Origin of the sequence: Microbacterium sp. Ag1, assembly GCF_001005635.1 — a bacterium.
Classification (GTDB): domain Bacteria; phylum Actinomycetota; class Actinomycetes; order Actinomycetales; family Microbacteriaceae; genus Microbacterium; species Microbacterium oxydans.
The window spans coordinates 160,735-183,513 of the sequence record NZ_LBCR01000032.1; the positions used below are offsets into that span (position 1 = coordinate 160,735).

Here is a 22,779-nt window from a genome sequence, read left to right on the forward strand (position 1 = left end):
GGGTGTGAGCTCCGGACCGCTCAGCCGATCCGGAGCTCGAAGCCGTCGTCGACGGCGGCGATCGACACCTGCGTGAGGTCGTCCACGTGCGCGGTCGGGGCGTGGGCGGCGGCGTGCGGGCCGACTCCGATCACTCGCATGCCCGCGGCGTGGGCGGCCTGGATCCCGGCGCCGGAGTCCTCGAACACGAGGCAGTCCGCGGGGTCGACGCCCAGCGTGCGCGCAGCGAGGAGGAAGCCCTCAGGGTCGGGCTTCGACGCGGACACGTTCTCGGCCGTCACGGCGAGGGCGGGCACGGTCAGCCCGGCCTGACGCATCCGCGCGGTCATCAAGGCGACGTTGGCGGAGGTCACGATCGCGTGGGCGAAGGGCTGCAGAGCATCGAGCAGACCGTCGGCGCCGGGGATCATGATGACGCCTTCCACGTCGGACGCCTCGTTCGCGAGCATGACCTCGTTCTCGCGGAGGTTGATCGCGTGATCGCGCTCGGGCAGCATGATCGCCATGCTCTGGTGACCCTGACGTCCGTGCACCACACTCAGCACCGTCTCGGGGGCGATCCCGTGCGGCTCCGCCCAGGCCAGCCACAGCCGCTCCACCACGGCGGTCGAGTCGACGAGGGTGCCGTCCATGTCGAGGAGGGCAGCGCGGGCGTGGATGGTCTGGGTCATCCTCTCAGGCTAATCCCCACGTCCCGGTGATCGCCGACGGTCGCTCGACCCCCGACACGTGCTCAGCCGCCGAGGTAGGCCCGGTGCAGCAACGCGGGGTCCTCCTGCAGCGCCTGCGCCGTGCCCTGGAACGAGACGCGCCCGCCGGCGACGACCACCGCTTCCTCGGCCAACCCGAGAGCGAGCTGGGTGAACTGCTCGACCAGCAGCACCCCGACCCCGGACTCGGCGACGGACTGCACGATCGGCATCAGCCTCAGGAAGACGACGGGGGCGAGGCCGAGCGACATCTCGTCGATCAGCAGGATGCGGGGTTTCGCGGCGAATGCCCTGGCCAGCACGACCATCTGCTGCTCCCCACCCGACAGCAGGGCGGTGGGGGCGTCGATGCGTTTCTCGAGTTCGGGGAACTGCGCCAGGACGGCGTCGAACTCCGAAGGGGTGCGCGCTGTGAGCGAGAGGTTCTCCCGCACGGTCAGCGACGGGAAGACGGCACGGCCCTGCTCGATGTGCACGATGCCGCGGCGCGCCCTCGTGACACGGGAGAGCCGGTCGATGGGTTCGCCGTCCAGGGTGATCGTCCCCGCGGAGTGAGGGGTCACACCGGAGACGGACTCGATCAGACTCGTCTTCCCCGCACCGTTGGGGCCGACCAGGGCCAGCACCTCGCCGCCGGCGACCCGCAGCGAGACGTCGGAGATGACAGGTCCGGCTCCGCGACTCACCGTCACGGCGTCCAGCACGAGTTCGCTCATGTCAGCAGCTCCGTCTCTCCCATGTAGGCCTTCACCACGTCGGGGTTCGCGAGCACCTCGGCCTGCGGCCCGCTCGCCAGCACCCGACCGAAGTCGAGCACGGTCAGAGTGGGGCATACGGAGCGCACGAGGTCGAGGTCGTGCTCGATGATGATCAGCGCGACGCCGTAGCGCGCCGGCAGGTCTCGCAGACGTGCCGCGAGCGCCAGGTGCTCCTCGTGCGACAGGCCGGCAGCGGGTTCGTCGAGGATCAGCAGACGGGGTCGGGCGGCGACGTTCGCGGCGACCTCCACGAGCCTCCGGGTGCCGACGTCGACGCTCGACAGGCGCGCGCGGGAGGGAGGGCAGCCGAAGAACTCCAGCACCTCGTCGATGTCGGCCTTCGCGAGCCGGCGTCTGGCTACGAACCGCACGTAGGCGCCGACCGTGAGCGCGGGCGGGACCCGATCCTGCTGGAACGTGCGCCGCAGCCCCAATCTCGCGCGACGGGTGGGGGAGAGGCCGGCCAGGTCGCGGTCGCCGAGCAGCACACGTCCTCCGTGCTTCGGCAGGAAGCCGCTGATCGCGTCGACGAAGGTCGACTTCCCTGCGCCGTTGGGCCCGATCAGCCCCATGATCGATGCGGCCGGCACCTGGAACGACACATCGTCCAGTGCCTTGAGTGCGCCGAACTGCACGGTGAGACCCTCCACGGTGAGCACGGGCGCACCACGCAGGTCCGCATCGTCGACCGTGGCCGTTGTCGTCGTCGTGACGGCCGAGGCATCGGCTCCGGCATCGGCCGGCAGGGCGGTGAGCTGAGCGTTCGCGGTTCGCCGGTCCGCGCGGCGGTAGAGCAGGTTGCGGATGCCCTGGCCGAGGTTGGTCCCGCTGGTGAGAGCCTGCACGCCCAGCACGCCGAAGACGACGAAAGCCCAGTCCTGCGGCACACCCCAGCGCTTGAGCAGCTCGGGAACGAGCACCCAGAGCAGCCCGCCGAAGATCGCCATGTCGATCAGGTGGGCGCCGGACATGATCGCCAGCACGTAGAGCGCGAGGGACTGCAGCGGCGTGAAGCTCGACGCGAACGGCAGCTGCACCTGACCGGCCAGCAGCCCACCCGAGATGCCGCCGAGGGCCGCGGAGACGGCGAAGGCGGTCAGCTTGGCCGCCTGCACGCTCTGCCCCGAGGCGGCGGTTCCCCGTTCGGAGAATGCCACGGCCTTCCAGCTCGACCCCCAGCGGCCCCGCTGCAGGAAGAACACTCCGAGGGCGCAGACCGCGAGCACGACGATGGACAGGAAGAAGAACTCGCGGTCGTTCGAGAACATCTCCGGTCGTTCGATGGCCGTGCCGTCCGCCGAGCCGGGGAACTGGATCTGCACCAGCGTGACGTCGGCCGCTGCGGCGAAGCCGAGGGTCACGACCGCCAGGTTCACCCCCCGCAGCCGCAGGGCGGGAAGGCCGACCAGGATGCCGACGAGCCCCGCCGCGACACCGCCGAGGATCAGCCATAGGAGGAATCCTCCCGGCGCCTGCACAACGTTGAGCAGCGACACGATCCAGGCGCCGACGGCTGCGAACGTGAGCTGGCACAGGGCGATCATCCCTGCGGAGCCGGTCACGATGCCGAGGCCGAGGATGGCGATGGCGGCGGTGACCGCGCTGATGGCGAGGAAGACGAAGTACCCGGGCAAGGCCGAGCTGAGGATCGCGCCGACCCCGATGCCGACGAGGGCGACGGCGAACGGCCAGGTGACCCGGAACCAGGGGCGGTCAACGAGCGGCATCCCACACCTCCTTGCGCTGCGTCCAGAGCAGCAGGACGACGATGAACAGGAACGGGAGGAAGTTGCGCACCAGCGCGACCTCGTCGATCTGGGCGACGAGTCCGCCGAGCACGCCGAGGATGAGTCCGCCGGCGACGGCGAGGTCGAGACGGCGGAAGCCGCCGAGGAGCGCGGCCGCGGCGGCGGGCACGATGAGCATCGACAGGCTCGTCGCGTCGTTGGACTGCGACGGCGCCACGATGATGATCGCGATCGCGCTGATCACACCCGTGACGAACCACACCGCGATGGAGAGCGGCCGCGAGCGGATGCCGAGCAGCTCGGCCGTCGTGGGGCGCTCGGAGAGGGCGCGCAGCTGCGTTCCGACTCTGGTGCGACGCAGGACGATGCGCACGGCGATGGCCGTCACGATCGCCATCGCGACGGTTGCGACCGTGACCTGGCTGACGACGACGCCGCCGATCGTGAAAGCGGGCCCGGCGATGATCGGCGCGAACGGCTGCGGTTTGTTGCCGAACAGGATGAACGACATCGAGATCAGCAGCAGCAGCGGGCCGACGGTCATCGCCGAGCGGGTCGTGGTCGACGCTTCGGACAGCCACGTCGCAGCGATGAAGCCGATCGCCGCGGCCAGCAGCCCTGCCACGAGCACCCCGAGCACGGAACCGACCCAGATGGGCAGCCCCAGTTCGCGCACGAACCACACGGCTGTGAAGCCGCCGAACATGCCGGTCGCGGCCTGGGCGAAGTTCACGACCCGCACGAGCCGGGACATGAGCGTCAGGCATACGCCGAGAACCGCGTAGAGACCGCCGGCGGCGAGCCCCGCGATGGCACCTTGCAGCATGGGCGTCCTTTCTGTTCCGAGGGGGAGGGGGAAGGTGCCTGCCGCCGGTAATGCGCCCGGCGGCAGGCGGTCTGGTGGATTACTCGCCGATGCGGAGCCAGTCGTCGGCGACCTGCTCCCAGGCGTGGGTGCCGGACTTGAGGATGATCGGCCAGCCCGCGGTGTTCTGCGTGCCGAACGCGTAGGGCGTGCCGACCATCGGGTTCTCGATCGGCTCCATGTTCTTCAGCGCCTCGGAGACGCTCTCACGGGTGATGTCGCCGTCGATGCCCTTGAGCACCTCGATGAAGTAGGTCGCCGCGAGGTAGCCGCCCTGACTGAACGACGTCAGCGGGATGTCGTTGTCCTCCATCAGGGTGCGCCAGTCGGCGTTGATCTCGCTGTCGTCCGTGAACGGGTAGAACTCGGCGGGAACGTAGATGCCGGCTCCCGCATCGTCCACGGCCTCGGCGAAATTCTCGCTGTAGACGCTCGTCAGGTACAGCCAGGTGACGTCGTCCCAGCCCTGGGCGTTCGCGGCCTTGACCTGACCGATCGCGTCCGGCTCGACGGGGTTGATCGCGAGGGCCTTGCAGCCGGCCTCGCGCGCCTTGACGATGTACGGGGTGTAGTCGGATGCGCCGTACGGGACGGTGTCGTCGACGTACTTCGGCTCCTTGCCGGTGATCTCCGACCACTTGTCGATGGCGGCCTGGTAGGTCGGCCGGGTGGAGCCGGCGATCTCCAGCAGGATGCAGATGTCGTCGAGCCCGAGCACCTCGGATCCGTACTGCAGCGTGAGGGTCATGTCGTTGAACGGGCCGACGTTCGCCGGTGAGATGTTCTCGCTGTCGAAGCAGCCGGTGTCGACGCCGATTCCCGGCATCGACAGGATGCTCTCCTGCTCGTAGTACTTGGCGTTGATCTCGCACTCGATCAGGCTCGCGGAGCCGACCAGCGCGACGGCGCCGTCGCTACCGACCAGTTCCCTGGCCGAGGCGGTCGCCGTGGCGGGGTCGCCCTTGTCATCGAGGGTCTTGTAGTCGATCTTGCGGCCGTCCAGTCCTCCGGCGTCGTTGAAGGCGTCGAAGACCGCGGCCGCCGCCTGGGAGGCCTCGGGGAAGGTGGCCGGCCCGCTGATGGTGTTGATGGACCCGACCACGATCGGGGCTCCGTCGCCCCCACCGGATCCGCCGTCTCCTCCGGCGCAGCCGGCCAGGGCGAGGGCTGCCACGGCGATGAGTGCCGCGGCGCCTGATGCGCGCTTGTTCATGTGGTTCCTGCCTCTCGTGTTCGGATCGTGCTGTGCGTGCCGTTCGTGTCGCGCAGTGATGGGGTGGCGTCGCTCAGCCGCGCAGTGCGCGGGACACGAGCTCGGTGTCGGTGAACTGCTCGAAGGCCACGACCTTGCCGTCCGCCAGGCGCCACACATGGGCCACCCGTGCGGCGAAGAAGCGGCCGGTGCGCCGATAGGTGCCGGAGTAGGTGCCGATGCCCACGACCGCATCGCCGGCGTCGAGGACCTCGTCGATGGCCACGGTGTAGTCGTCCCAGTCCTCCTGGATGCGCTGGAACACGTTGGCGGCCACCGCGTCGGGGCCGATGTAGGTTCCCGCGTAGGGGAAGCCGGCGGCCTCGGTCCACTGCACATCGGGTGCGAACGGCGCGAGCATCCCGTCGAGGTCGCCGCGGTCGCTCGCCGCGTAGTGTTCGCGGATGATGTCGGCATTGCCCATGGTGTCTCCTGTTCTCGCTGTCGATCAGACGGGCTGCGCGTCGGGATAGGCGACCGAGCCGAGCGGGTAGATGTGCCCGCCGGCCCTGGAGTGCTCGGAGTCGCCATCGCCGTTCAGCCCGAGGAAGATCCCGGTCGTCATCAGCTGGTAGCCGAGGTCGTGCAGCCAGACGCTCGCGACGGCGATGCGGAACTCGCGGAAGCAGAACAGGTACAGGCCGTCGGCGAACTTCCAGACGGTCGACAGGTCCATGTCGCCGTGACCGCGCTGCACGCCCTCGAGGCACTGCCACGCGTACCGCTGGCTCGACACGTACACGTGCTCGTACAGGTGGTACGGGCTGTAACGGTAGATGTTGCGCTTGCCGATCAGGTCGCGGCTGGGGCCGGGGACCTCGCCGGTGGCCGGTCCCGCATCCGTCGTGGCCGCCCAGAAGTCCTGTCCGACCTGCGGAGTGCCCTCGACGGCCTCGGAGGCGATGCGGGAGCGGATGACGGTCGCCCGATGCGTGGAGGAGGAGACCACGACCGTCAGGGCCTCGCGCTCCCGGCTCTCGAACGGGATGTTGATGAACACGACGTCCTCGCGCACACGGACGGCGTCATACGGGTCCGTGCCGCCGACCCCGAAGCCCTCCCAGGTGACGGTCTCCTCGTCGAAGCGCAGCGAGAGCGTGCCGCCGTCGTCGAGGGTCAGCGTCAAGGAGGTTCCGGCGAGCAGCGTGCTCGGCAGGCGGAAGGTGTCGATCCCGGCGGCGAACTCATCGTAGGTTCGCCATTCATCCAGTGCCGGGTCGGTCGTGATGTCGGTCATGCGGGTCCAGACGTCGCACACGGCAGGGCCTCTTCGCCCCGGGCACCGCGTCGTCGCGATGCGCTTGCCTCATGCTCGGTCCGACGCCCTCAGGGGCTCAAGGTCGCGAGGCCCATCGCGCGCCGAGAGTCAACCGGCGTGCCGTCCAGGGCAAGCGGTCGTGACGGCGATTCCGCGCGCATCGATCACCGGTCCCGCACGGTGAGTCCTCGGGTCGCGCTCAGTGTGCGGCGCGGTACTCGCTGGGGGAGATCCCGAATGCCGACTTGAATGCGCGGCTGAAGTGCGCCGCGTCGACGAAGCCCCAGCGGGCGGCGATCGCGGCCACGGGTCGGTCGGCGAGCATCGGGTCGAGCAGATCGCGGCGGCACTGTTCGAGACGGCGCGTGCGGATCCACGTCGACACGGTCACACCCTGCTCCTGGAACAGGCCGTGCAGGTGACGGGTCGAGATGAAGTGTGCCGAGGCGATCGATGCGGGACCGAGGTCGGTCGACGCGAGGTTCCGGTCGATGTGGGAGCGGATGCGCTGCACGAGCGCGCGATGCGGATCCGCCGAGACACCGTCGAGCCCGAGCTCGCGGGTGAAGACCGTGGAGACGAGGTCGAGGGCGCTGTGCGCGAGGCGTGCCCCGGTGGCACCGGCGAGCTGGTCGAGGTTCCCGGCGAGTTGGGTGAGGTACGGCACGACCATTCCGCCCAGACCCTCCTGCCCGGAGATGCGCACGGCGGTGAGCTGGCCGACCACGTCGGGGGGAAGGCTCAGGAGGTGCTTCGGGAACATGACGACCATCGTGCGGAACCCCTCGTCGAAGACGAGCGAGTACGGCCGATCGGTGTCGTACACCGCGAGATCCCCGGCCTGGAGCACGGCCTCCCGATCGTCCTGGATCAACAGGCCGGTGCCGGCGAGCATCAGGCTGAGCTTGAAGTAGGACCGGTCGCTCCTGGCGATCAGCTCCGGGGTGCGCTCGACGATGTGCGATGTGGCGCGCACTTCGGTCACGTGGACCTCGTCGACGGACGCACCACGGATGACGCCGCGGAAGTGGTCGGGCCCTGCCGTGGAGACCTGCAGCGGGACGAAGGACTCGGAGACGGCGGCTCTGAAATCACTGATGTTGCGCGCGACGAGAGTCGATACCGATTCGGCGGGGGCAGCGGGTGCACCGTTCATGACTGATCACCTCGGGTGGTGGAACGACGACGTTGTATACGATCCGTTCCGTGATGGTACCACCGGCCGCGCCGGATCTGCGCTCCTTCTATGATGTGGACCGGGAAGGACGAGGATGAACGCGCTGGCGAGCAGAGTCGTGCAGGTGCTGAGACAGGTGCGCGGCCCGGAGACGTCCGCCGCGGTCTTCGAGGCGACGGCACTCATCGTCGGTGCCGGCTTCTTCGTCGCGGGGTTCGCGATCGGCCTGCCGGTGTTCTGGGGTCACGACCTGGCGATCAGCGGCAGCGGGTCGATCGGCGTCTTCGCCGCATGCGGCGGGGCCATCACCGCGGTGATCGCGTTCACGCTCGGCCGGTTCGCGGTGCGACCGGAACGGCCCGACCCGCAGGCGGTCCGCGACGGCTTCAGCGTGCCGGGTGATCGGCTGCGCTGGTACGACCTCACCGCCATCGCGTTCGCCCACGCGGCGATCGCCTGCCTCGGCTGGCTCGGCATCGCCGAACTCCTCGAGCGGAGCTTCACGGACGCCCCGGTGTTCCCGCTCCCCGGAGCGATCCTGGTGGCCGTGGCCTTCGCCCTGACCGGATACGTCTGCTTCCTCAGCGCGGTCGCTCTCAACCCCATGGTGCTCTCGCTGGTGCTCGCCGTGTTCCTCGTGGTCGGAGCGTTCGCCAGCATGCTCGCCTCGAGCGATGTGCACTGGTGGCGTGACAACCTCTCCGCGCTCGGGATGAGCACCAACAGCGCGTCCGTCGCCTTCAACGTGACGCTGGTCATCGCCGGGATCATGGTCACGACCATCTCCCGGTACGCCACAGCCGGCCTGCCGGCCGAGACCCCTGAGGAGCGTCGCGGCCGGTTCATGGTGCGCGGCGGGCTCATCCTGATGGGGATCTTCCTCGCGTGCGTCGGGCTCTTCCCCGTCGACGAGTTCTTCCTCCTGCACAACACGGTCGCGACGGGCATGACGGTCGTCTTCGGGATCATCGTCGTCGGGCTGCCGTGGTTCCTGCCGAGCATCCCGCGCGTGTTCGTGGCGTTCGGCTGGATCTACGTTCTGGTGATCATCCTGCTCGCCGCCTTCTTCGCGGTCGGCTACTACAACCTCACCGCGGTCGAGCTGATCGCCGCGGTGCTGATCTTCAGTTGGATCATCGTCTTCCTGCGCACGGCCGGGTCGGTCTCAGCGCCCACTCCCGATGCGCGGGCCGACCGGTCCCCGGTCGACGCCTAGTCCCGGATCGGCTCGACGCCTCGTCCCGGATCGGGTCGACTCCTAGTCCCAGATCGGGTCGTCGGGGTCGGGGGAATCCGTGCCGTCCGCGTCGGTCATGATGCGGGCTCCGTCGATCCATGCGGTCAGGGACGCGTCGTGCAGCATATGCGGTCGCGGTGCGCCGAGGAGGTCGGGGTCCCTCACGACGCTCAGCGGCTCATCGCTCGCGAACACGACGACGTTGCCGAGAGGCCCCTCATCATCTTCCGGCTCGGCGTCCAGGACGACGGCGACATTCTGGAACACCGACCGCAGCGTCGCCGCCTGTCGCCGCGAATACTCGAACGGATGCCCGTCGAGGAGGTTCACCGCCACGACGGCGCCTGCTGCGGAGCGGGCGGCGACCCGACGATAGAACTCCTGGCTGGCCACACGGTGTCGGATGACCGCGGCGTCCCACAGGTCGACGACGGTGAAGCGTGCATCCACCCAATCGGTGTCGACGGCACTGCCACCCGTCGTCGGGGCGCCGAGCCCCGGGGAAGGGGATTCCGGCACCGCCGATCGGTCCGTGTCAGGGTGATCCGCGTCGAGGTGATCTGTGTCGGGGTGATCTGTGTCGGGGTGATCGGTGTGGGGGAGTTCCGCGTCCGCGACGGCCCGCGCGTCCCCGAAGACGACGCGCAGATCAGCGCCGGGCGGGAGGGGCAGCGCGGCGATCACCGCGGCATAGAGCGCGGGTTCGAACTCGACCACGAGCTGCGGGGATCCGGGGCGCGTGGCCTCGACATAGCGTGCCAGCGTGAGCGCTCCGGCTCCCAGGTGCACGGTGAACAGCGGTGCACCGGGCTCAGCCGCGGCATCGATCGCTCTCGCGATGTGCTGCGTGTACGCGTACTCGAGTGTGGTCGGGTCGGTCATCGAGACCACCGACTGCGCGATCCCGTCGACACTGAGCTCGTAGTGCCCTGGGCGCCTTCTCGACTCCATCAGCTTCGCCCTGCGGTTGTCGAGCATGAGCGAGAACACCCGGCGATTCCTTGGCACCCGTCGATTTTAGATCGGGCGGAGCCGAACGACGATCCGGCCACCCGCCGCGGTCCGACGGCGGCGGTCGTCCTGGCGTCACCGGGCGCGGCTACCCTGGAGGGAACATGGCACATCTTCTCGGGGCTGAAGCCCTCCACCTCGAATATCCGACAAGGGTCGTCTTCGACTCCGTGACCCTCGGCATCGAGGAGGGCGATCGCATCGGCATCGTCGGCCGCAACGGAGACGGAAAGTCGAGCCTCCTCGGCATGCTGGCCGGCATCAAGGAGCCGAACTCCGGACGCGTCACGGTGCGTGGCGGCACGCGCATCGGGGTGCTCGATCAGGCCGACAATCTTCCGGACGACCTCACGATCAGCGCCGCGGTCGTCGGCGACACTCCGGAGTACGAGTGGGCGGGCGACGCGCGGGTGCGCGATGTCATCGAGGGGCTGCTCACCGATCTGCCGTGGGACGCCGAGATCGGCTCTCTCAGCGGTGGACAGCGTCGCAGGGTATCGCTCGCCAGGCTCCTGACCGGTGACTGGGATGTCATCGCGCTGGACGAGCCGACCAACCACCTCGACGTCGAGGCGATCACGTGGCTCGCCGGGCACCTCAAGAGGCGCTGGTCGTCGAACTCGGGCGCCCTCATGGTCGTGACCCACGACCGGTGGTTCCTCGACGAGGTCTGCACCGAGACCTGGGAGGTGCACGACCGCATCGTCGAGCCCTTCGAGGGCGGCTATGCGGCCTACATCCTGCAGCGTGTCGAACGCGACCGCATGGCGGCCGCCACCGAGGCAAAGCGCCAGAACCTCGCCAAGAAGGAGCTCGCCTGGCTCCGTCGTGGCGCCCCGGCCCGCACCGCGAAGCCGAAGTTCCGCATCGATGCGGCCAACGAGCTCATCGCCGACGTTCCCGAGATCCGCGACAAGGTGTCGCTGCAGTCGCTCGCGGTCTCACGCCTCGGCAAGGACGTGGTCGATCTGCTCGACGTCGGGGTGACCTACCCGACGGCGGACGGCGGCGAGAAGGTCGTGCTGCGCGACATCGAATGGCGCATCGCACCGGGTGAGCGCACCGGCATCCTCGGTGTGAACGGCGCGGGGAAGTCGACCCTGCTCGGCCTCATCTCCGGCACCGTCGAACCCACCGTCGGTCGGGTCAAGCGCGGCACGACCGTGAAGGTGCAGACCCTCACGCAGCGGCTCGACGAGCTCACCCAGCACTGGAACGACCCGGTGCGCGTGATCATCTCCGGCCTGCGAACCTCCTACACGATGGGCGCGGGCTCGAAGGCGCAGGACCTCACGCCGGGGCAGCTCCTCGAGCGCCTCGGGTTCGACTCCGCTCAGCTCTCCACCCCGGTCAAGGACCTCTCCGGTGGACAGCAGCGCCGTCTGCAACTGCTCCTCGTGCTCCTCGACCAGCCGAACGTGCTGATCCTCGACGAGCCGACCAACGACCTCGACACCGACATGCTCGCCGCGATCGAGGATCTCCTCGACTCGTGGTCCGGCACCCTCCTCGTCGTCAGCCACGACCGGTACTTCCTGGAGCGCGTCACCGATCAGCAGTATGCGATCCTGGACGGCCATCTGCGCCACCTCCCCGGCGGGGTCGACGAGTACCTCCGCCTGCGCGAACTGCAGTCGTCCGCGGGCTCGAAGCAGACCGCGACGGCGGCAGCGACGGCAACCTCAGCGGCGGCGACGAAGGGCATGGACGGAGCGGCGCTGCGCGCGGCGCAGAAGGAGATCTCCGCGCTCGAGCGCCGCATCCAGAAGCTCACCCAGCAGGTGAACGCCGCCAAGACCGCGCTGGCCGATCACGACCAGTCCGACTATGCGGGGCTGGGCGATCGCATGAAGAAGATCAGCGAGCAGCAGGCCGAGATCGAAGAGCTCGAGCTGCGCTGGTTCGAACTCACCGAGGAGATCGGCTGACGGAGGAATATCCTTCTCTCACCGCTGTTGGGAGGTAGGGATGGAAGGCCTCGAAGTAACAGTCCTGCTCGGACTCACGATTCTCGTCGGAACCCTGATCGCCCCGCGCGTGCGTCTCGCGCTGCCCCTCGTCCTCGTCATCTTCGGACTGCTGCTGGGCTTCGTGCCGCAGCTTCGCGAAGTGCAGCTGCCCCCGGAGACGGTGCTGCTGCTGTTCCTCCCGGTGATGCTCTTCTGGGAGAGCCTCACCACGTCCCTGCGGTCGATCCGCCGCGACTTCCGTTACATCCTGCCCATGAGCACGGTGCTGGTGGTCGCCTCGGCGTTCGCGGTCGCGGGCATCGGTGTGCTGTTCGGGATGCCGTGGGAGATCGCCCTCATCCTGGGCGCTGCGGTCGCCCCACCGGATGCCACCGCCGTCGCGGCCCTCGGGCGTCTACTGCCGCGCCGCATGTTCATGAAGTTGAAGGCCGAGAGCCTGACCAACGACGGCACGGCCCTGGTGCTGTACGCGATCGCGGTGTCGCTCGCGCTCGGCGGCCAGATCACCCCGCTGTCGGTGACGCTCGACGTGCTGATCTCCTACGTCGGTGGAATCGCCGCCGGCGTGGTCATCGCGGCTCTCGGCTACCTCCTGCTGCGGCGCACCTCGTCGACGATCGTGATCAACGTCGCGCTGCTGCTGATCCCGTTCACCGCATTCCTCGCCGCCGAGATGGTGCACGCCTCCGGAGTGCTGGCGGTCGTGGTGGCGGGGCTCATCGTCGCGTACGTCTCTCCGCGGGTGACCACCGCCTCGTCGCGACGCCAGGCGGATGCGGCGTGGCCGTTCGGTGTCTTCCTGCTCAACGGCGCCCTGTTCGTGCTGATCGGTCTCGAGGTGCAGTACGTCGCGCATGAGATCTCGGCCGCCGCGATCGGGCGCCTGGTGCTCATCACTCTCGCCGTCTGGGCGACGCTGCTGGTGGTGCGCTATGTGTTCCAGCTGCTGAACGTGGTGTTCCAGCGGCAGAGCGGTCCGCGTCCGGCGCCCGGCGCGAGAGCACGGGCCAGGGCCGTCTCCACCGTCGCCGGCATGCGCGGTGCCGTCTCCCTCGCCATCGCTTTCTCCGTCCCGACGAGCATCACCCAGGGCGGCGCGATCAACGGTCGCGACGAGATCGTGTTCGTGACGGCGGGTGTCATCCTGCTGAGTCTGCTCGTGCAGGGTCCGCTGCTGCCCGCCATCGTGCGATGGGCGCGGTTCCCCGTCGACCACGCCGAGGACGAGGAGTACGAGCTCGCAGAGCGGGCGATCTCCGGTGCCGCCCTCGCCGCCCTCGACGACCTGGCCGCCGAGCACGGTGTGGGCCAGGAGGTCCTGGATCGCGTGCGATCGGAGGGGTATCAGATGCTCGAGTTCGCCAACGCCCGGTCGCTGGCCCGCGAGCAGGCCCTCGTCGACGCTGAGGCCGACGTGCTGGACGAGATGCTCGGCGAGCCCGACCCGCTCAGCGCGGGAACCGCCGACGTCGGTGGCGACCCGGCGCCCGGAGGCGGCGTCTCGCAGGTCGTGGAGGGAGAGGCCACGGACGGCACCGTACTGCAGATCATCGCGACCTCCGCCGACGTCGATCTGGCACAGCGGTCGCCCTTGGTCCGACACGAGGAGCACACGCGCCTGAAGCTCGCCCTGCTCGACCGCAAGCGCGAGGTCCTGCTCGGACTGCGCGGCGCCGGCACCATCGACGACATCGTGGTGCGTCGCATCTCCGCCCGCCTCGACCTCGAGCAGGTGCGCCTGCAGGGGATCGAGGACTACGACTGAGCGTCCGGGCGTCCGGGCGTCCGGGCGTCCGGGCGTCCGGGCGTCCGAGAGCCGGACCCACCGATGAGAACGAGGAGTCCCATGCCCACGACGATGAAAGCCCTCATCCTCGATCGATTCGGTGACGAGACGGAACTGCATGAACACTCGGTTCCGGTCCCCACGGTCGGGGACAGCGACGTGCTCATCCGCATCCATGTCGCAGGGCTAGGGTCGTGGGACCGAGAGGAGCGCGAGGGTCACTATGAAGGCGCATTCGGCGTGCCGACGACCTTCCCCTACATCCTCGGGTGGGAAGGGGCGGGGACCGTCGAGGCGGTCGGGGCCGAGGTGACGCGCTTCGCCCCGGGCGACCGGGTGTACGCCGCCTCGACCCCCGTCCCGAGAGGCGGGTTCTACGCCGAGTACGCCGTGGTCGACCAGGAACACGTCGCTCCGGTGCCCGCCCGTCTGACCGACGAGCAGGCAGGAGTGCTGGCCTGGGACGCGCTCACGGCCACGAGCGGACTCGACACCATCGATGCGAGTCCCGGTGATGCCGTGATGATCTTCGGCGCGAGCGGAGGGATCGGCCATCTCGCGGTGCAGCTCGCCAAGCATCGAGGGCTTCGTGTCCTCGCCGTGGCCTCGGGACAGGACGGAGTCGCGCTCGCGAGCAGACTCGGAGCCGACGCGGTCGTCGACGGTCGGAGTGACGACGTGCCGGCGGCCATCGCGCGCTTCGCACCGGACGGGCTCGACGGGGCCCTGGTCACGGCGGGAGGAACGGCGGCCGAGGAGGCACTGAGCGCAGTCGCACCCACCGGCCGCATCGCGTGGGCGCACGGCGTGAACCCGCCGCCGTCAGCGCAGCTCGTCGATCGGGTGTCCTTCTACGACGGCGATCGCAGCCGCGCCGCACTGCAGCGTCTCAACGAGGTCATCGAGTCGAGTCACATCTCACCGCATGTGTCCCGCGTCTTCGACGCCGATGAGATCGCGACGGCGCACCGGGCGCTCGGAGAGCACTACGTGGGCAAGCTGGCCCTGAGGGTGCCGCGGCCCTGACCACGCCTCGCTGTGACGCCGTGTGACACTCGATTCCGCGTGCGCCGCGCGGCCTGCCTAACGTATTCGAGTCCCCCAAGAGAGGAACTCCTTCACATGTCACGCCGCACCACTTCCATCCTGGCCGCGCTCGCCGCGGTCCCGCTCTTCGTCGCGCTCGCCGGGTGCGCCACGGGGTCGTCCGATGCCGGATCCGGCAGCGAGGGGTCCTCCGAGAACGAGGTCGTCAAGATCGGCGTCGTCGGCAAGGGCGACGAGCAGTGGCCGGCCTTCGTCGACGCCGCAGCCGAAGAGGGGATCACGGTCGAGCTGGTCGACTTCGGCTCCTACGAGCAGCCGAACCCCGCGCTCACCGAGGGGGAGATCGACCTCAACCAGTTCCAGCACATCGTGTACCTCGCCGAGTACAACAACGCCTCGGGTTCCGACCTCACCCCGATCGGCTCGACCGCGATCTACCCGCTCGGTCTGTACTCGAAGAAGTACGACGACGTCGACAGCATCCCCGAGGGCGAGACCGTCGCCGTCCCCGATGACGCCTCCAACCAGGCGCGTGCGCTGAACGTGCTGCAGCAGGCCGGCCTCGTCGAGCTCAAGAGCGGCGGCACGCCGTACTCCGACCTCGCCGACATCGACACCGACAAGTCCAAGGTCGAGGTCAAGGCGCTCGAGGCCGCGCTCATCCCGACCTCGCTGCCCGACGTCGCCGCTGCGATCATCAACAACGACTTCGTGCAGGACGCCGGCCTCACGTTCGAAGACGCGATCGCCCAGGACGACCCCGAGGATCCCAGCGCGCTGCCGTACGTGAACATCTTCGCCGCTCGTGCGGAGGACGCCGACAACGAGACCTACCTCAAGCTCGTCGAGATCTTCCAGACGAACGAGGCCGTCCAGAAGGGCCTTCTCGAGTCGTCGGGCGGCACCGCCGTGGCGCTGCAGACGCCGGTGGATGACCTGGTCGCCTCGCTCGCGAAGGTCCAGAAGGACGCCGACGCGAAGAAGTAGGACGCGGGAGATCCACCCCGTCCGATGAGGGAGAATCGGGTGGCGCGAAAACGCGTCACCCGATTCTTCGTTCCCGAAGCAGACCGGAGCACCACATGCCGATCGTCACCCTGACGAACGTGTCCAAGACGTACCCGCCCCGCACCCGTGACGGCGCCGAGGTCGTGGCCGTCGACGACGTCTCCCTCTCGATCGAGAAGGGCGACGTCTTCGGGATCATCGGCTATTCCGGGGCGGGAAAGTCGACCCTCGTGCGCCTGATCAACGCACTGGAACCGGCCACCAGCGGCACCATCACGGTGGACGGCGTGGACATCACCGCGCTGAAGGAGAGCGAGCTGCGCAAGGTCCGCGGCGGGATCGGCATGATCTTCCAGCAGTTCAACCTGTTCTCCTCGCGGAGCGTCAGGTCCAACATCGCGTATCCGCTCAAGCTCGCCGGCTGGTCGAAAGCCGATATCGAGACACGTGTGGCGGAACTGCTCTCGTTCGTCGGTCTCTCCGACAAGGCGAAGGCCTATCCCGAACAGCTCTCCGGCGGCCAGAAGCAGCGCGTAGGCATCGCCCGTGCCCTCGCCACCGGGCCGGCGATCCTCCTCGCCGACGAGGCCACCAGCGCCCTCGACCCGCAGACCACCCACGAGGTGCTCGATCTGCTGAAGCGCGTCAATCGCGAGCAGGGTGTCACGATCGTCGTCATCACGCACGAGATGGATGTGATCCAGACCATCGCGACCAAGGTGGCGGTGATGGAGAACGGTCGCGTGATCGAGCACGGCGATGTCTTCGACGTCTTCTCCGCGCCGCAGAACCCGGCGTCGCAGCGTTTCGTCGGAACGGTCGTCAAGGGCGTGCCGTCACCCGCAGAGCTGGCGGTGCTCCGCGAGCGCCATCAGGGCCGCCTGGTCACGTTCTCGTTCCGCGACGGCGACTCCTCGCAGGCGCAGGTCTTCCTCGATCTCGCCGGTGCCGGCCTCGACTTCGAGCTCGTCTACGGCGGCATCAACGACATCCGCGGACGGGCCTTCGGGCACCTGACACTCGCGATCCGCGGTGACGCCGCGGCGATCGATCGCACCCTCGCGAGCATCGCCCGACGTGTCGAAGTGACCGAGATCGCCGGAGAGGAGGCGCACTGATGGAACGCCTGAACGAACTGTGGCCGGAATTCTGGGCGGCTGCCCTCGAGACGCTCTACATGACCTCCTTCGCGCTCGTGCTGGGTGGCGTGCTCGGTCTCGCTATCGGCATCATCCTGTACGTGACGCGGCCGGGCGGCCTCGCGCAGAACAAGCCGGTCTCGCTGTTCGCGAACCTCGTGGTGAACTTCTTCCGCCCCATCCCGTTCATCATCTTCCTCGTGGTCGCGCAGCCGCTGGCCCGTGCCGTGGTCGGTGTCGGCATCGGCACGACGGCGGGTGCCTTCATCATCGGTCTCGCCGCGGCCTTCGCGATCGGACGGATCGTCGAACAGCATCTGATCTCGGTCTCGCCCGGCGTGATCGAGGCGGCGCGTGCGATGGGTGCAGGGCCCTGGCGCATCCTGTTCACGGTGGCGATCCCGGAGTCGCTCGGACCGCTCATCCTGGGCTACACGTTCATCGTGGTCGCGCTCATCGACATGACGGCGATGGCAGGTCTCGTCGGTGGCGGTGGCCTCGGCGCATTCGCCCAGATCTATGGTTTCCGACAGTTCGAGCCGCTCGTGATGTGGGCGGCGATCGTCCTCATCGTCGTGTTCGTGCATCTCGTGCAGATGCTCGGAACCCGCCTGGCCCGCAAGGTCATGCGCCGCTGACGCGAGCCTACGGATTCTCACCACGAGGCGCGTGCTGCAGCGCCCGCCTCGTGGTGAAGACCCGCTCCGCGCCGCTCAGCGGATCGACGAAGCGCAGCTCGCGTGCGAGCAGCTGCAGCGGGCGGTCGAAGTCGTCCGGCACATCGTCGAGCAGCTCGGGGTAGAACCGGTCGTTGAGGATGCCCATGCCGAGGGCGGCGAGGTGCACGCGCAGCTGATGCATCTTCCCGCTGTGCGGGCGGAGCAGGGTGTGCACCACACGGTCATCGGCGCCGATCAGTTCGATCAGCGTCTCGGCGTTCGGCTCCCTGGTGTCGTCGACCTGCACCCGCACCTGGGCACGCGGCTTCTCGATGTGGTTGCGGTAGACGAGCGGGAACGAGGGGAGTTCGCCGTGCGCGGGCAGCGCGGACACCGCCTCGTAGACCTTCTGCACCTGCCGGTTCTCGAACATCAGCTGGTAGGCGCCGCGGGTGACGGGCCGCGTCGAGAACATCAGCAGTCCGGCGGTCGCGCGGTCCAGACGGTGGATGGGCGCCAGGTCCGGGTTGTCGAGGAGGTTGCGCAGCCGCACCAGTGCCGAGTTCTGCAGGAACTTGCCGCCGGGAGTCGTTGGCAGGAAGTGCGGCTTGTCCACGACGACGAGATGCTCGTCCTGGTGCAGGATCTCGATCTCGAACGGGATCCGCGTCTCGATGGCGGGCTCGCGGTAGTACCAGATGAACTCGACACTCCCGAGCGGGGCATCGCGCGGGACCGCAGAGCCGTCGGCGCGAACGATGTCGCCGCGATCGAACCGCTCGAGCAGCCGCTCGGGATCGAGGTGGAAGAACCTCTCGATCATGTAGGCAGCGACCGTGGGCCACGAGCCGGTGAGGGGCACGTGCAGCCGTGTGGCTCCCACGCCGTCGCGCACGGGCAGGGGAGAGGGCATGCCCATCAGCTGCGGCCGGTCACGAGTCGAAGCTCAGGCTCAGCTTGCGCAGCAGCCCCGCGAGGCGGTCGCGGTCGGAGCGGGAGAGCGCCTGCAGCAGATCGGCCTCCACATCCACCAGACGCGTGATGGCGGCGTCCACGCGGATGCGCCCGTCATCGGTGAGCGTCACCAGCACGCTGCGACCGTCGCCTGGGTCAGCCTCGCGCCGCACGAACCGACGCCCGACCAGGCGATCGATCCGGTTGGTCATGGTGCCGCTCGAGACCAGGGTCTGCTGGAGCAGTTGCTTGGGGGAGAGTTGGAACGGCGCCCCCGCTCTCCGCAGCGCGGAGAGCACGTCCCACTCCCAGTGCTCCAGATCGCTCCGTCGGAACACATCGCGGCGGGCGCGATCGAGGTGCCGCGACAACCGGTCCATCCGCGACAGGACCTCGAGCGGGGAGAAGTCGAGGTCGGGACGCTGGGTGTTCCACGCGCCGACGATCCGGTCGACCTCATCCACCTCGCTCATCCGCCCATTATCGCGCGCGCGGCGACGAGATCAGGACGCGGTCGGGAGCGTGACCGTCATGAACGTGCTGTACGGATCGAGCGCGTAGCCGCCGAACGGGCCGCACTCGCGGAATCCCGCCGCGGCGTACAGCGCACGTGCCGGGGTGAAGAAGTCCGCGCTCCCGGTCTCGAGCGAGAGGCGGCTGATGCCCCTGGACTCGGCGTCCGCCAGGAGGAACGCGAGCATGGCGCGGCCGAGGCCCTGTCCGCGCAGGGCGGGGTCCGTGCGCATCGACTTGATCTCCTCGTGTCCCTCCTCGACAGTCGCCAGGGCGCCGGTGGCCACGGGAGCACCGTCGAGGTGCGCGGCGAAGAGCCGCACTCCCGGAGCCAGCAACCGCTCGAACACCAGGGCGTGGCGGCTCTCCGCAGGAGCGGTGTGCTCCAACTCCGCATGGTGGGCGACCAGGAACTCGGCCAGGGCGGGGCTCGCGGCCTGCACCCGTTCGATCACGATGCTCATGTCGTCAGCATTGCAGATCGGTATTTCACGCGGATGACGGGCCGCGGTGTCAGCGGAACCGGGGCCGGAGCATGGCAGACTTGTCCCCGCGGTGCCTTCATGGGCGGCGCGGTCCGCCGTGGTGTAATGGCAGCACGACAGCCTTTGGAGCTGTGAGGTCTAGGTTCGAGTCCTGGCGGCGGAGCATGACTGGGAACAATCTCGCGATCATCGTCCTCGCCGCAGGGCAGGGCACTCGCATGAAGTCGCGTCTGCCGAAGGTGCTGCACCCGATCAGCGGACGTCCACTCGTGGGGCACGTGCTCACCACAGCGCAGCGGTTGCAGGCGACGCACGTCGAGGTCGTCGTGCGGCATGAGCGGGACCAGGTGGTGGCCGCCCTCGCCGCCGATTATCCCGACGCGGTCTTCGTCGACCAGGACGACATCCCCGGAACGGGTCGTGCGGTGCAGGTGGCCGTCGATGCGCTGCCCGCCGACTTCGAGGGCGACGTGCTCGTACTCTCCGGCGACTGCCCCCTCGCCGATGCCGACACCCTCTCGGCCTTCCTCGCTGAGCACCGGGCGTCCGGGGCGCCTGCCACACTCATGACCGCGCTGGTGGAGGATCCCACCGGCTACGGTCGCGTGGTGCGCGATGCCGATGGCGGGGTCGACCGCATCGTGGAGCAGAAGGATGCGAGCCCGGAAGAGGCGGCCGTCCGTGAGATCAACGCCGGTATGTACGTGTTCCGCGCCGCGACGCTGCGTACCTACCTGCCGCAGCTGAGCCTCGACAACGCTCAGCGCGAGATGTACCTGACCGACGTGCCTGGACTGCTCCGCCGCGATGGCGACCGCGTCGCGGCGTCGGTCGTGTCGGACGTCACGGTCACCTACGGCGTGAACGACCGCACGCAGCTCGCGCTCGTCGGGCGCCTGCTCAACCAGCGGATCGTGCGCCGGTGGCAGCTCGAGGGCGTCACCGTGATCGACCCCGCCACCACGTGGATCGACGACGACGCGACACTCTCGCCCGACGTCACGATCCTCCCGAACACGCAGATCCTGCGGGCAACGGCCATCGCCTCCGGAGCCGTCATCGGCCCCGATACGACGCTCGTGGACTGCGAGGTCGGTGAGGATGCGGTCGTCCGCCGCACGGATGCGACGCTGGCCGTCATCGGCGCCGAGGCGACGGTCGGTCCGTTCTCCTTCCTCCGCCCCGGCACTGTGCTGGGCGCCAAGGGCAAGATCGGCGCGTACGTCGAGACCAAGAACGCCGAGATCGGCGAGGGCAGCAAGGTGCCGCACCTGTCGTACGTGGGCGATGCGACGATCGGTCGCGGAGTGAACCTCGGTGCGAGCACGATCACCGCCAACTACGACGACGTGAACAAGCACCGCACCGAGATCGGCGACGAGGTGCACACCGGGTCGCACACGGTGCTCGTCGCGCCCGTTAGGCTGGGAGCCGGTGCGAAGACCGGTGCAGGCGCCGTCGTCCGCAAGGACGTCCCCGCCGGCGCTCTGGCCATGAGCGTCGCCCCCCAGCGCAACATCGAGGGCTGGGTCGAGAAGAACAGAGCAGGGACGGGCGCGGCGGATGCTGCGTCCCGGGAGAATTCGGCGGAATAGGCGGACATGGCGCGCAAGAAGAAGACGGTCGATCTGGATCGCGACAACGGCGTGGCCCCCGGGATCATCGCGAAGACCAAGAAGCGGCTCGTCGTCGCCGGCGGTCGTTCGCACCCTGCCCTCACGGCGGCGGTCGCCGAGGCGCTGGGCACCGAGATCGCCCCGGTCGAGCACCGCACGTTCGCGTCGGGTGAGATCTACGCGCGCTTCGAGGTCTCCATCCGTGGAGTGGATCTCTTCCTGATCCAGACGTTCGGCGAGCCGGTCAACGAGTGGCTCATGGAGACTCTCATCATGATCGACGCGGCCAAGCGCGCGTCGGCGAAGCGCATCACCGTCGTCGCGCCGTACTATCCGTATTCGCGTCAGGACAAGAAGGGTCGCGGTCGCGAGCCGATCAGCGCCCGTCTCGTGGCCGACCTGCTGAAGACCGCCGGTGCCGACCGCGTCATGAGCGTCGACCTGCACGCGGCCCAGATCCAGGGCTTCTTCGACGGTCCCGTCGACCACCTGTTCGCCAAGCCCGTGCTGCTCGACTACTTCGAGCGCACCCTCTCGCCGGAGGACCGCGAGATCCTCACGGTGGTATCGCCCGACATGGGCCGCGTGCGCGTGGCCGACACGTGGTCGGACAGCCTCGGCGCTCCGCTCGCGATCATCCACAAGCGTCGCGACCCGAAGGTCGCCAACCAGGTCTCCGTGCACGAGATCGTCGGTGCCGTCGAGGGACGCACCTGCCTCCTCGTCGACGACATGATCGACACCGGTGGCACGATCGTCAAGGCTGCGCAGGCTCTCAAGGCGAACGGGGCGCACCGCGTGATCGTCGCCGCGACGCACGCGATCTTCAGCGACCCGGCGTCGGATCGTCTGCAGGACTCGTCCATCGACGAGGTCGTCATCACCGACACGATCCCGCTCACCGAGTCGCGCCAGTGGGACAAGCTCACCATCCTCCCGATCGCCCCGCTCCTGGCCCGCGCGATCCATGAGGTGTTCGAGGACGGCTCCGTCACCAGCATGTTCGGCGGAGACGCGTAACACGTTACGTCAGCCCGTTCATAGGCGCGATGCCTAGCGTGAGGGGGTCGACGACCACGTCGACCGACACCGAGCCGGGAGGACCACCATGATCCGCACGACCGTACCGACCTCTGTCCGCAAGGGATCCGCACTCCTCGGGATCGCAGGTCTCTTCGTCCTCGCCGGATGCTCCGGCGCTGCCGATGCCGAGGGCTCTTCCGGAGCCGACAGCACTCCCGATACGGGCGCCTCCGCATCGTCTTCGGGAGGTGACGCCACGGCGACCTACACCGACGGCACCTACACGGCCGAGGGCTCGTACCAGACCCCCGAGACGGTGGAGAAGATCTCCGTCACGCTGACGCTCGCCGACGGCGTCGTCACCGATGTCGAGGTCACGGGTGATCCGCAGGCGCCCGAGAGCAAGCGCTACCAGGGCGAGTTCATCGACGGCATCGCCGCCGAGGTCGACGGCAAGCCGATCGACGAGCTGAACGTCACCCGTGTCGCGGGCTCTTCGCTCACCAGCGGCGGATTCAACGACGCCGTCGAGTCGATCAAGGAGCAGGCTGCCGCGTAGGCGC

22 protein-coding genes and 1 tRNA gene are annotated in these 22,779 nt (G+C 68.7%); 11 read left to right on the forward strand and 12 right to left on the reverse strand.

Going from position 1 to position 22,779, the window contains the following annotated elements; translation table 11 throughout:
- Positions 1–20: 20 nt before the first annotated feature.
- The 8 genes from AAY78_RS13930 to AAY78_RS13965 all read right to left on the reverse strand — a co-directional run bounded on the left by AAY78_RS13930 (position 21) and on the right by AAY78_RS13965 (position 7,747).
- Complete coding sequence (locus AAY78_RS13930) at positions 21–671, reverse strand: HAD-IA family hydrolase (RefSeq protein WP_046748890.1); 651 nt, start codon at positions 669–671, stop codon at positions 21–23.
- Between the two features lie 62 nt (positions 672–733).
- The gene (locus AAY78_RS13935; protein WP_046748891.1) at positions 734–1,426 is read right to left on the reverse strand and encodes an ABC transporter ATP-binding protein; all 693 of its coding nucleotides are present in this window, start codon (positions 1,424–1,426) and stop codon (positions 734–736) included.
- Positions 1,423–3,195 (reverse strand): branched-chain amino acid ABC transporter ATP-binding protein/permease, encoded by a 1,773-nt coding sequence (locus AAY78_RS13940; RefSeq protein WP_046748892.1) that lies wholly within the window; start codon positions 3,193–3,195, stop codon positions 1,423–1,425. Before AAY78_RS13940 ends, AAY78_RS13935 begins: the two co-directional genes overlap by 4 nt.
- A complete protein-coding gene (locus tag AAY78_RS13945; RefSeq protein ID WP_046748893.1) occupies positions 3,182–4,042 on the reverse strand; it encodes a branched-chain amino acid ABC transporter permease in 861 nt (286 codons plus the stop codon). Before AAY78_RS13945 ends, AAY78_RS13940 begins: the two co-directional genes overlap by 14 nt.
- Before the next feature lie 79 nt (positions 4,043–4,121).
- Positions 4,122–5,294: an ABC transporter substrate-binding protein gene (locus AAY78_RS13950; RefSeq protein ID WP_046748894.1), complete on the reverse strand. Its 1,173-nt coding sequence runs from the start codon at positions 5,292–5,294 to the stop codon at positions 4,122–4,124.
- Between the two features lie 73 nt (positions 5,295–5,367).
- On the reverse strand, positions 5,368–5,757 hold the full coding sequence (locus AAY78_RS13955) for a nuclear transport factor 2 family protein (protein WP_046748895.1): 390 nt from the start codon (positions 5,755–5,757) through the stop codon (positions 5,368–5,370).
- Positions 5,758–5,781: 24 nt separating this feature from the next.
- Positions 5,782–6,570: a MoaF C-terminal domain-containing protein gene (locus AAY78_RS13960; RefSeq protein WP_046748896.1), complete on the reverse strand. Its 789-nt coding sequence runs from the start codon at positions 6,568–6,570 to the stop codon at positions 5,782–5,784.
- A gap of 220 nt (positions 6,571–6,790) precedes the next feature.
- On the reverse strand, positions 6,791–7,747 hold the full coding sequence (locus AAY78_RS13965; RefSeq protein WP_046748897.1) for a helix-turn-helix domain-containing protein: 957 nt from the start codon (positions 7,745–7,747) through the stop codon (positions 6,791–6,793).
- A gap of 115 nt (positions 7,748–7,862) precedes the next feature.
- Here AAY78_RS13965 and AAY78_RS13970 point away from each other — a divergent pair, with 115 nt between their 5' ends.
- Positions 7,863–8,984: a DUF998 domain-containing protein gene (locus AAY78_RS13970; RefSeq protein ID WP_046748898.1), complete on the forward strand. Its 1,122-nt coding sequence runs from the start codon at positions 7,863–7,865 to the stop codon at positions 8,982–8,984.
- Positions 8,985–9,026: 42 nt separating this feature from the next.
- Here the strand turns inward: AAY78_RS13970 and AAY78_RS13975 are convergent, their stop codons facing one another.
- The gene (locus AAY78_RS13975; protein WP_156172658.1) at positions 9,027–10,013 is read right to left on the reverse strand and encodes a spermidine synthase; all 987 of its coding nucleotides are present in this window, start codon (positions 10,011–10,013) and stop codon (positions 9,027–9,029) included.
- A gap of 107 nt (positions 10,014–10,120) precedes the next feature.
- Between AAY78_RS13975 and AAY78_RS13980 the strand changes: the two genes are divergently transcribed.
- The 6 genes from AAY78_RS13980 to AAY78_RS14005 all read left to right on the forward strand — a co-directional run bounded on the left by AAY78_RS13980 (position 10,121) and on the right by AAY78_RS14005 (position 17,604).
- Positions 10,121–11,944, forward strand: a complete 1,824-nt coding sequence (locus tag AAY78_RS13980) for an ABC-F family ATP-binding cassette domain-containing protein (protein WP_046748900.1) — start codon at positions 10,121–10,123, stop codon at positions 11,942–11,944.
- 40 nt (positions 11,945–11,984) lie between these two features.
- Positions 11,985–13,751, forward strand: coding sequence for a Na+/H+ antiporter (locus AAY78_RS13985; RefSeq protein WP_046748901.1), 1,767 nt, complete (start codon positions 11,985–11,987; stop codon positions 13,749–13,751).
- Between the two features lie 81 nt (positions 13,752–13,832).
- Complete coding sequence (locus AAY78_RS13990; protein ID WP_082108701.1) at positions 13,833–14,798, forward strand: quinone oxidoreductase family protein; 966 nt, start codon at positions 13,833–13,835, stop codon at positions 14,796–14,798.
- Positions 14,799–14,894: 96 nt separating this feature from the next.
- Positions 14,895–15,806 (forward strand): MetQ/NlpA family ABC transporter substrate-binding protein, encoded by a 912-nt coding sequence (locus AAY78_RS13995; protein ID WP_046748902.1) that lies wholly within the window; start codon positions 14,895–14,897, stop codon positions 15,804–15,806.
- 95 nt (positions 15,807–15,901) lie between these two features.
- On the forward strand, positions 15,902–16,945 hold the full coding sequence (locus AAY78_RS14000) for a methionine ABC transporter ATP-binding protein (protein WP_046748903.1): 1,044 nt from the start codon (positions 15,902–15,904) through the stop codon (positions 16,943–16,945).
- Positions 16,945–17,604: a methionine ABC transporter permease gene (locus tag AAY78_RS14005; protein ID WP_046748904.1), complete on the forward strand. Its 660-nt coding sequence runs from the start codon at positions 16,945–16,947 to the stop codon at positions 17,602–17,604. The genes AAY78_RS14000 and AAY78_RS14005 overlap by 1 nt, the downstream gene beginning before the upstream one ends.
- 7 nt (positions 17,605–17,611) lie before the next feature.
- Here AAY78_RS14005 and AAY78_RS14010 read toward each other — a convergent pair whose 3' ends face one another.
- From AAY78_RS14010 to AAY78_RS14020, 3 genes are read right to left on the reverse strand one after another with little or no spacing between them, the layout of a single operon-like run.
- Positions 17,612–18,538 (reverse strand): pseudouridine synthase, encoded by a 927-nt coding sequence (locus AAY78_RS14010; RefSeq protein WP_197077705.1) that lies wholly within the window; start codon positions 18,536–18,538, stop codon positions 17,612–17,614.
- A gap of 19 nt (positions 18,539–18,557) precedes the next feature.
- Positions 18,558–19,052, reverse strand: a complete 495-nt coding sequence (locus tag AAY78_RS14015) for a MarR family winged helix-turn-helix transcriptional regulator (RefSeq protein WP_029260528.1) — start codon at positions 19,050–19,052, stop codon at positions 18,558–18,560.
- A 30-nt stretch (positions 19,053–19,082) separates the two neighbouring features.
- A complete protein-coding gene (locus AAY78_RS14020) occupies positions 19,083–19,556 on the reverse strand; it encodes a GNAT family N-acetyltransferase (protein WP_046748906.1) in 474 nt (157 codons plus the stop codon).
- 112 nt (positions 19,557–19,668) lie between these two features.
- On the opposite strand from AAY78_RS14020, the gene AAY78_RS14025 reads away from it, so the two are divergent.
- From AAY78_RS14025 to AAY78_RS14040, 4 genes are all read left to right on the forward strand, one after another.
- Positions 19,669–19,740, forward strand: a tRNA-Gln gene (locus AAY78_RS14025).
- A gap of 1 nt (position 19,741) precedes the next feature.
- The gene (glmU, locus tag AAY78_RS14030; protein WP_046748907.1) at positions 19,742–21,172 is read left to right on the forward strand and encodes a bifunctional UDP-N-acetylglucosamine diphosphorylase/glucosamine-1-phosphate N-acetyltransferase GlmU; all 1,431 of its coding nucleotides are present in this window, start codon (positions 19,742–19,744) and stop codon (positions 21,170–21,172) included.
- Positions 21,173–21,178: 6 nt separating this feature from the next.
- Complete coding sequence (locus AAY78_RS14035) at positions 21,179–22,213, forward strand: ribose-phosphate diphosphokinase (RefSeq protein ID WP_046748908.1); 1,035 nt, start codon at positions 21,179–21,181, stop codon at positions 22,211–22,213.
- Between the two features lie 88 nt (positions 22,214–22,301).
- The gene (locus AAY78_RS14040; protein WP_046748909.1) at positions 22,302–22,775 is read left to right on the forward strand and encodes an FMN-binding protein; all 474 of its coding nucleotides are present in this window, start codon (positions 22,302–22,304) and stop codon (positions 22,773–22,775) included.
- Positions 22,776–22,779 lie beyond the last annotated feature (4 nt).

What these genes read in the sequence shown, in the direction of transcription:
- AAY78_RS13965 (WP_046748897.1), bottom strand. Translation starts at nt 7,747, where the DNA reads ATGAACGGTGCACCCGCTGCCCCCGCCGAATCGGTATCGACTCTCGTC.
- glmU (WP_046748907.1), top strand. Translation starts at nt 19,742, where the DNA reads ATGACTGGGAACAATCTCGCGATCATCGTCCTCGCCGCAGGGCAGGGC.
- AAY78_RS13940 (WP_046748892.1), bottom strand. Translation starts at nt 3,195, where the DNA reads ATGCCGCTCGTTGACCGCCCCTGGTTCCGGGTCACCTGGCCGTTCGCC.
- AAY78_RS13985 (WP_046748901.1), top strand. Translation starts at nt 11,985, where the DNA reads ATGGAAGGCCTCGAAGTAACAGTCCTGCTCGGACTCACGATTCTCGTC.
- AAY78_RS14005 (WP_046748904.1), top strand. Translation starts at nt 16,945, where the DNA reads ATGGAACGCCTGAACGAACTGTGGCCGGAATTCTGGGCGGCTGCCCTC.
- AAY78_RS13930 (WP_046748890.1), bottom strand. Translation starts at nt 671, where the DNA reads ATGACCCAGACCATCCACGCCCGCGCTGCCCTCCTCGACATGGACGGC.
- AAY78_RS13945 (WP_046748893.1), bottom strand. Translation starts at nt 4,042, where the DNA reads ATGCTGCAAGGTGCCATCGCGGGGCTCGCCGCCGGCGGTCTCTACGCG.
- AAY78_RS13980 (WP_046748900.1), top strand. Translation starts at nt 10,121, where the DNA reads ATGGCACATCTTCTCGGGGCTGAAGCCCTCCACCTCGAATATCCGACA.
- AAY78_RS14040 (WP_046748909.1), top strand. Translation starts at nt 22,302, where the DNA reads ATGATCCGCACGACCGTACCGACCTCTGTCCGCAAGGGATCCGCACTC.
- AAY78_RS13970 (WP_046748898.1), top strand. Translation starts at nt 7,863, where the DNA reads ATGAACGCGCTGGCGAGCAGAGTCGTGCAGGTGCTGAGACAGGTGCGC.
- AAY78_RS14000 (WP_046748903.1), top strand. Translation starts at nt 15,902, where the DNA reads ATGCCGATCGTCACCCTGACGAACGTGTCCAAGACGTACCCGCCCCGC.
- AAY78_RS14015 (WP_029260528.1), bottom strand. Translation starts at nt 19,052, where the DNA reads ATGAGCGAGGTGGATGAGGTCGACCGGATCGTCGGCGCGTGGAACACC.
- AAY78_RS13960 (WP_046748896.1), bottom strand. Translation starts at nt 6,570, where the DNA reads ATGACCGACATCACGACCGACCCGGCACTGGATGAATGGCGAACCTAC.
- AAY78_RS13995 (WP_046748902.1), top strand. Translation starts at nt 14,895, where the DNA reads ATGTCACGCCGCACCACTTCCATCCTGGCCGCGCTCGCCGCGGTCCCG.
- AAY78_RS14020 (WP_046748906.1), bottom strand. Translation starts at nt 19,556, where the DNA reads ATGAGCATCGTGATCGAACGGGTGCAGGCCGCGAGCCCCGCCCTGGCC.
- AAY78_RS13950 (WP_046748894.1), bottom strand. Translation starts at nt 5,294, where the DNA reads ATGAACAAGCGCGCATCAGGCGCCGCGGCACTCATCGCCGTGGCAGCC.
- AAY78_RS14035 (WP_046748908.1), top strand. Translation starts at nt 21,179, where the DNA reads ATGGCGCGCAAGAAGAAGACGGTCGATCTGGATCGCGACAACGGCGTG.
- AAY78_RS13955 (WP_046748895.1), bottom strand. Translation starts at nt 5,757, where the DNA reads ATGGGCAATGCCGACATCATCCGCGAACACTACGCGGCGAGCGACCGC.
- AAY78_RS13935 (WP_046748891.1), bottom strand. Translation starts at nt 1,426, where the DNA reads ATGAGCGAACTCGTGCTGGACGCCGTGACGGTGAGTCGCGGAGCCGGA.
- AAY78_RS14010 (WP_197077705.1), bottom strand. Translation starts at nt 18,538, where the DNA reads ATGCCCTCTCCCCTGCCCGTGCGCGACGGCGTGGGAGCCACACGGCTG.
- AAY78_RS13990 (WP_082108701.1), top strand. Translation starts at nt 13,833, where the DNA reads ATGCCCACGACGATGAAAGCCCTCATCCTCGATCGATTCGGTGACGAG.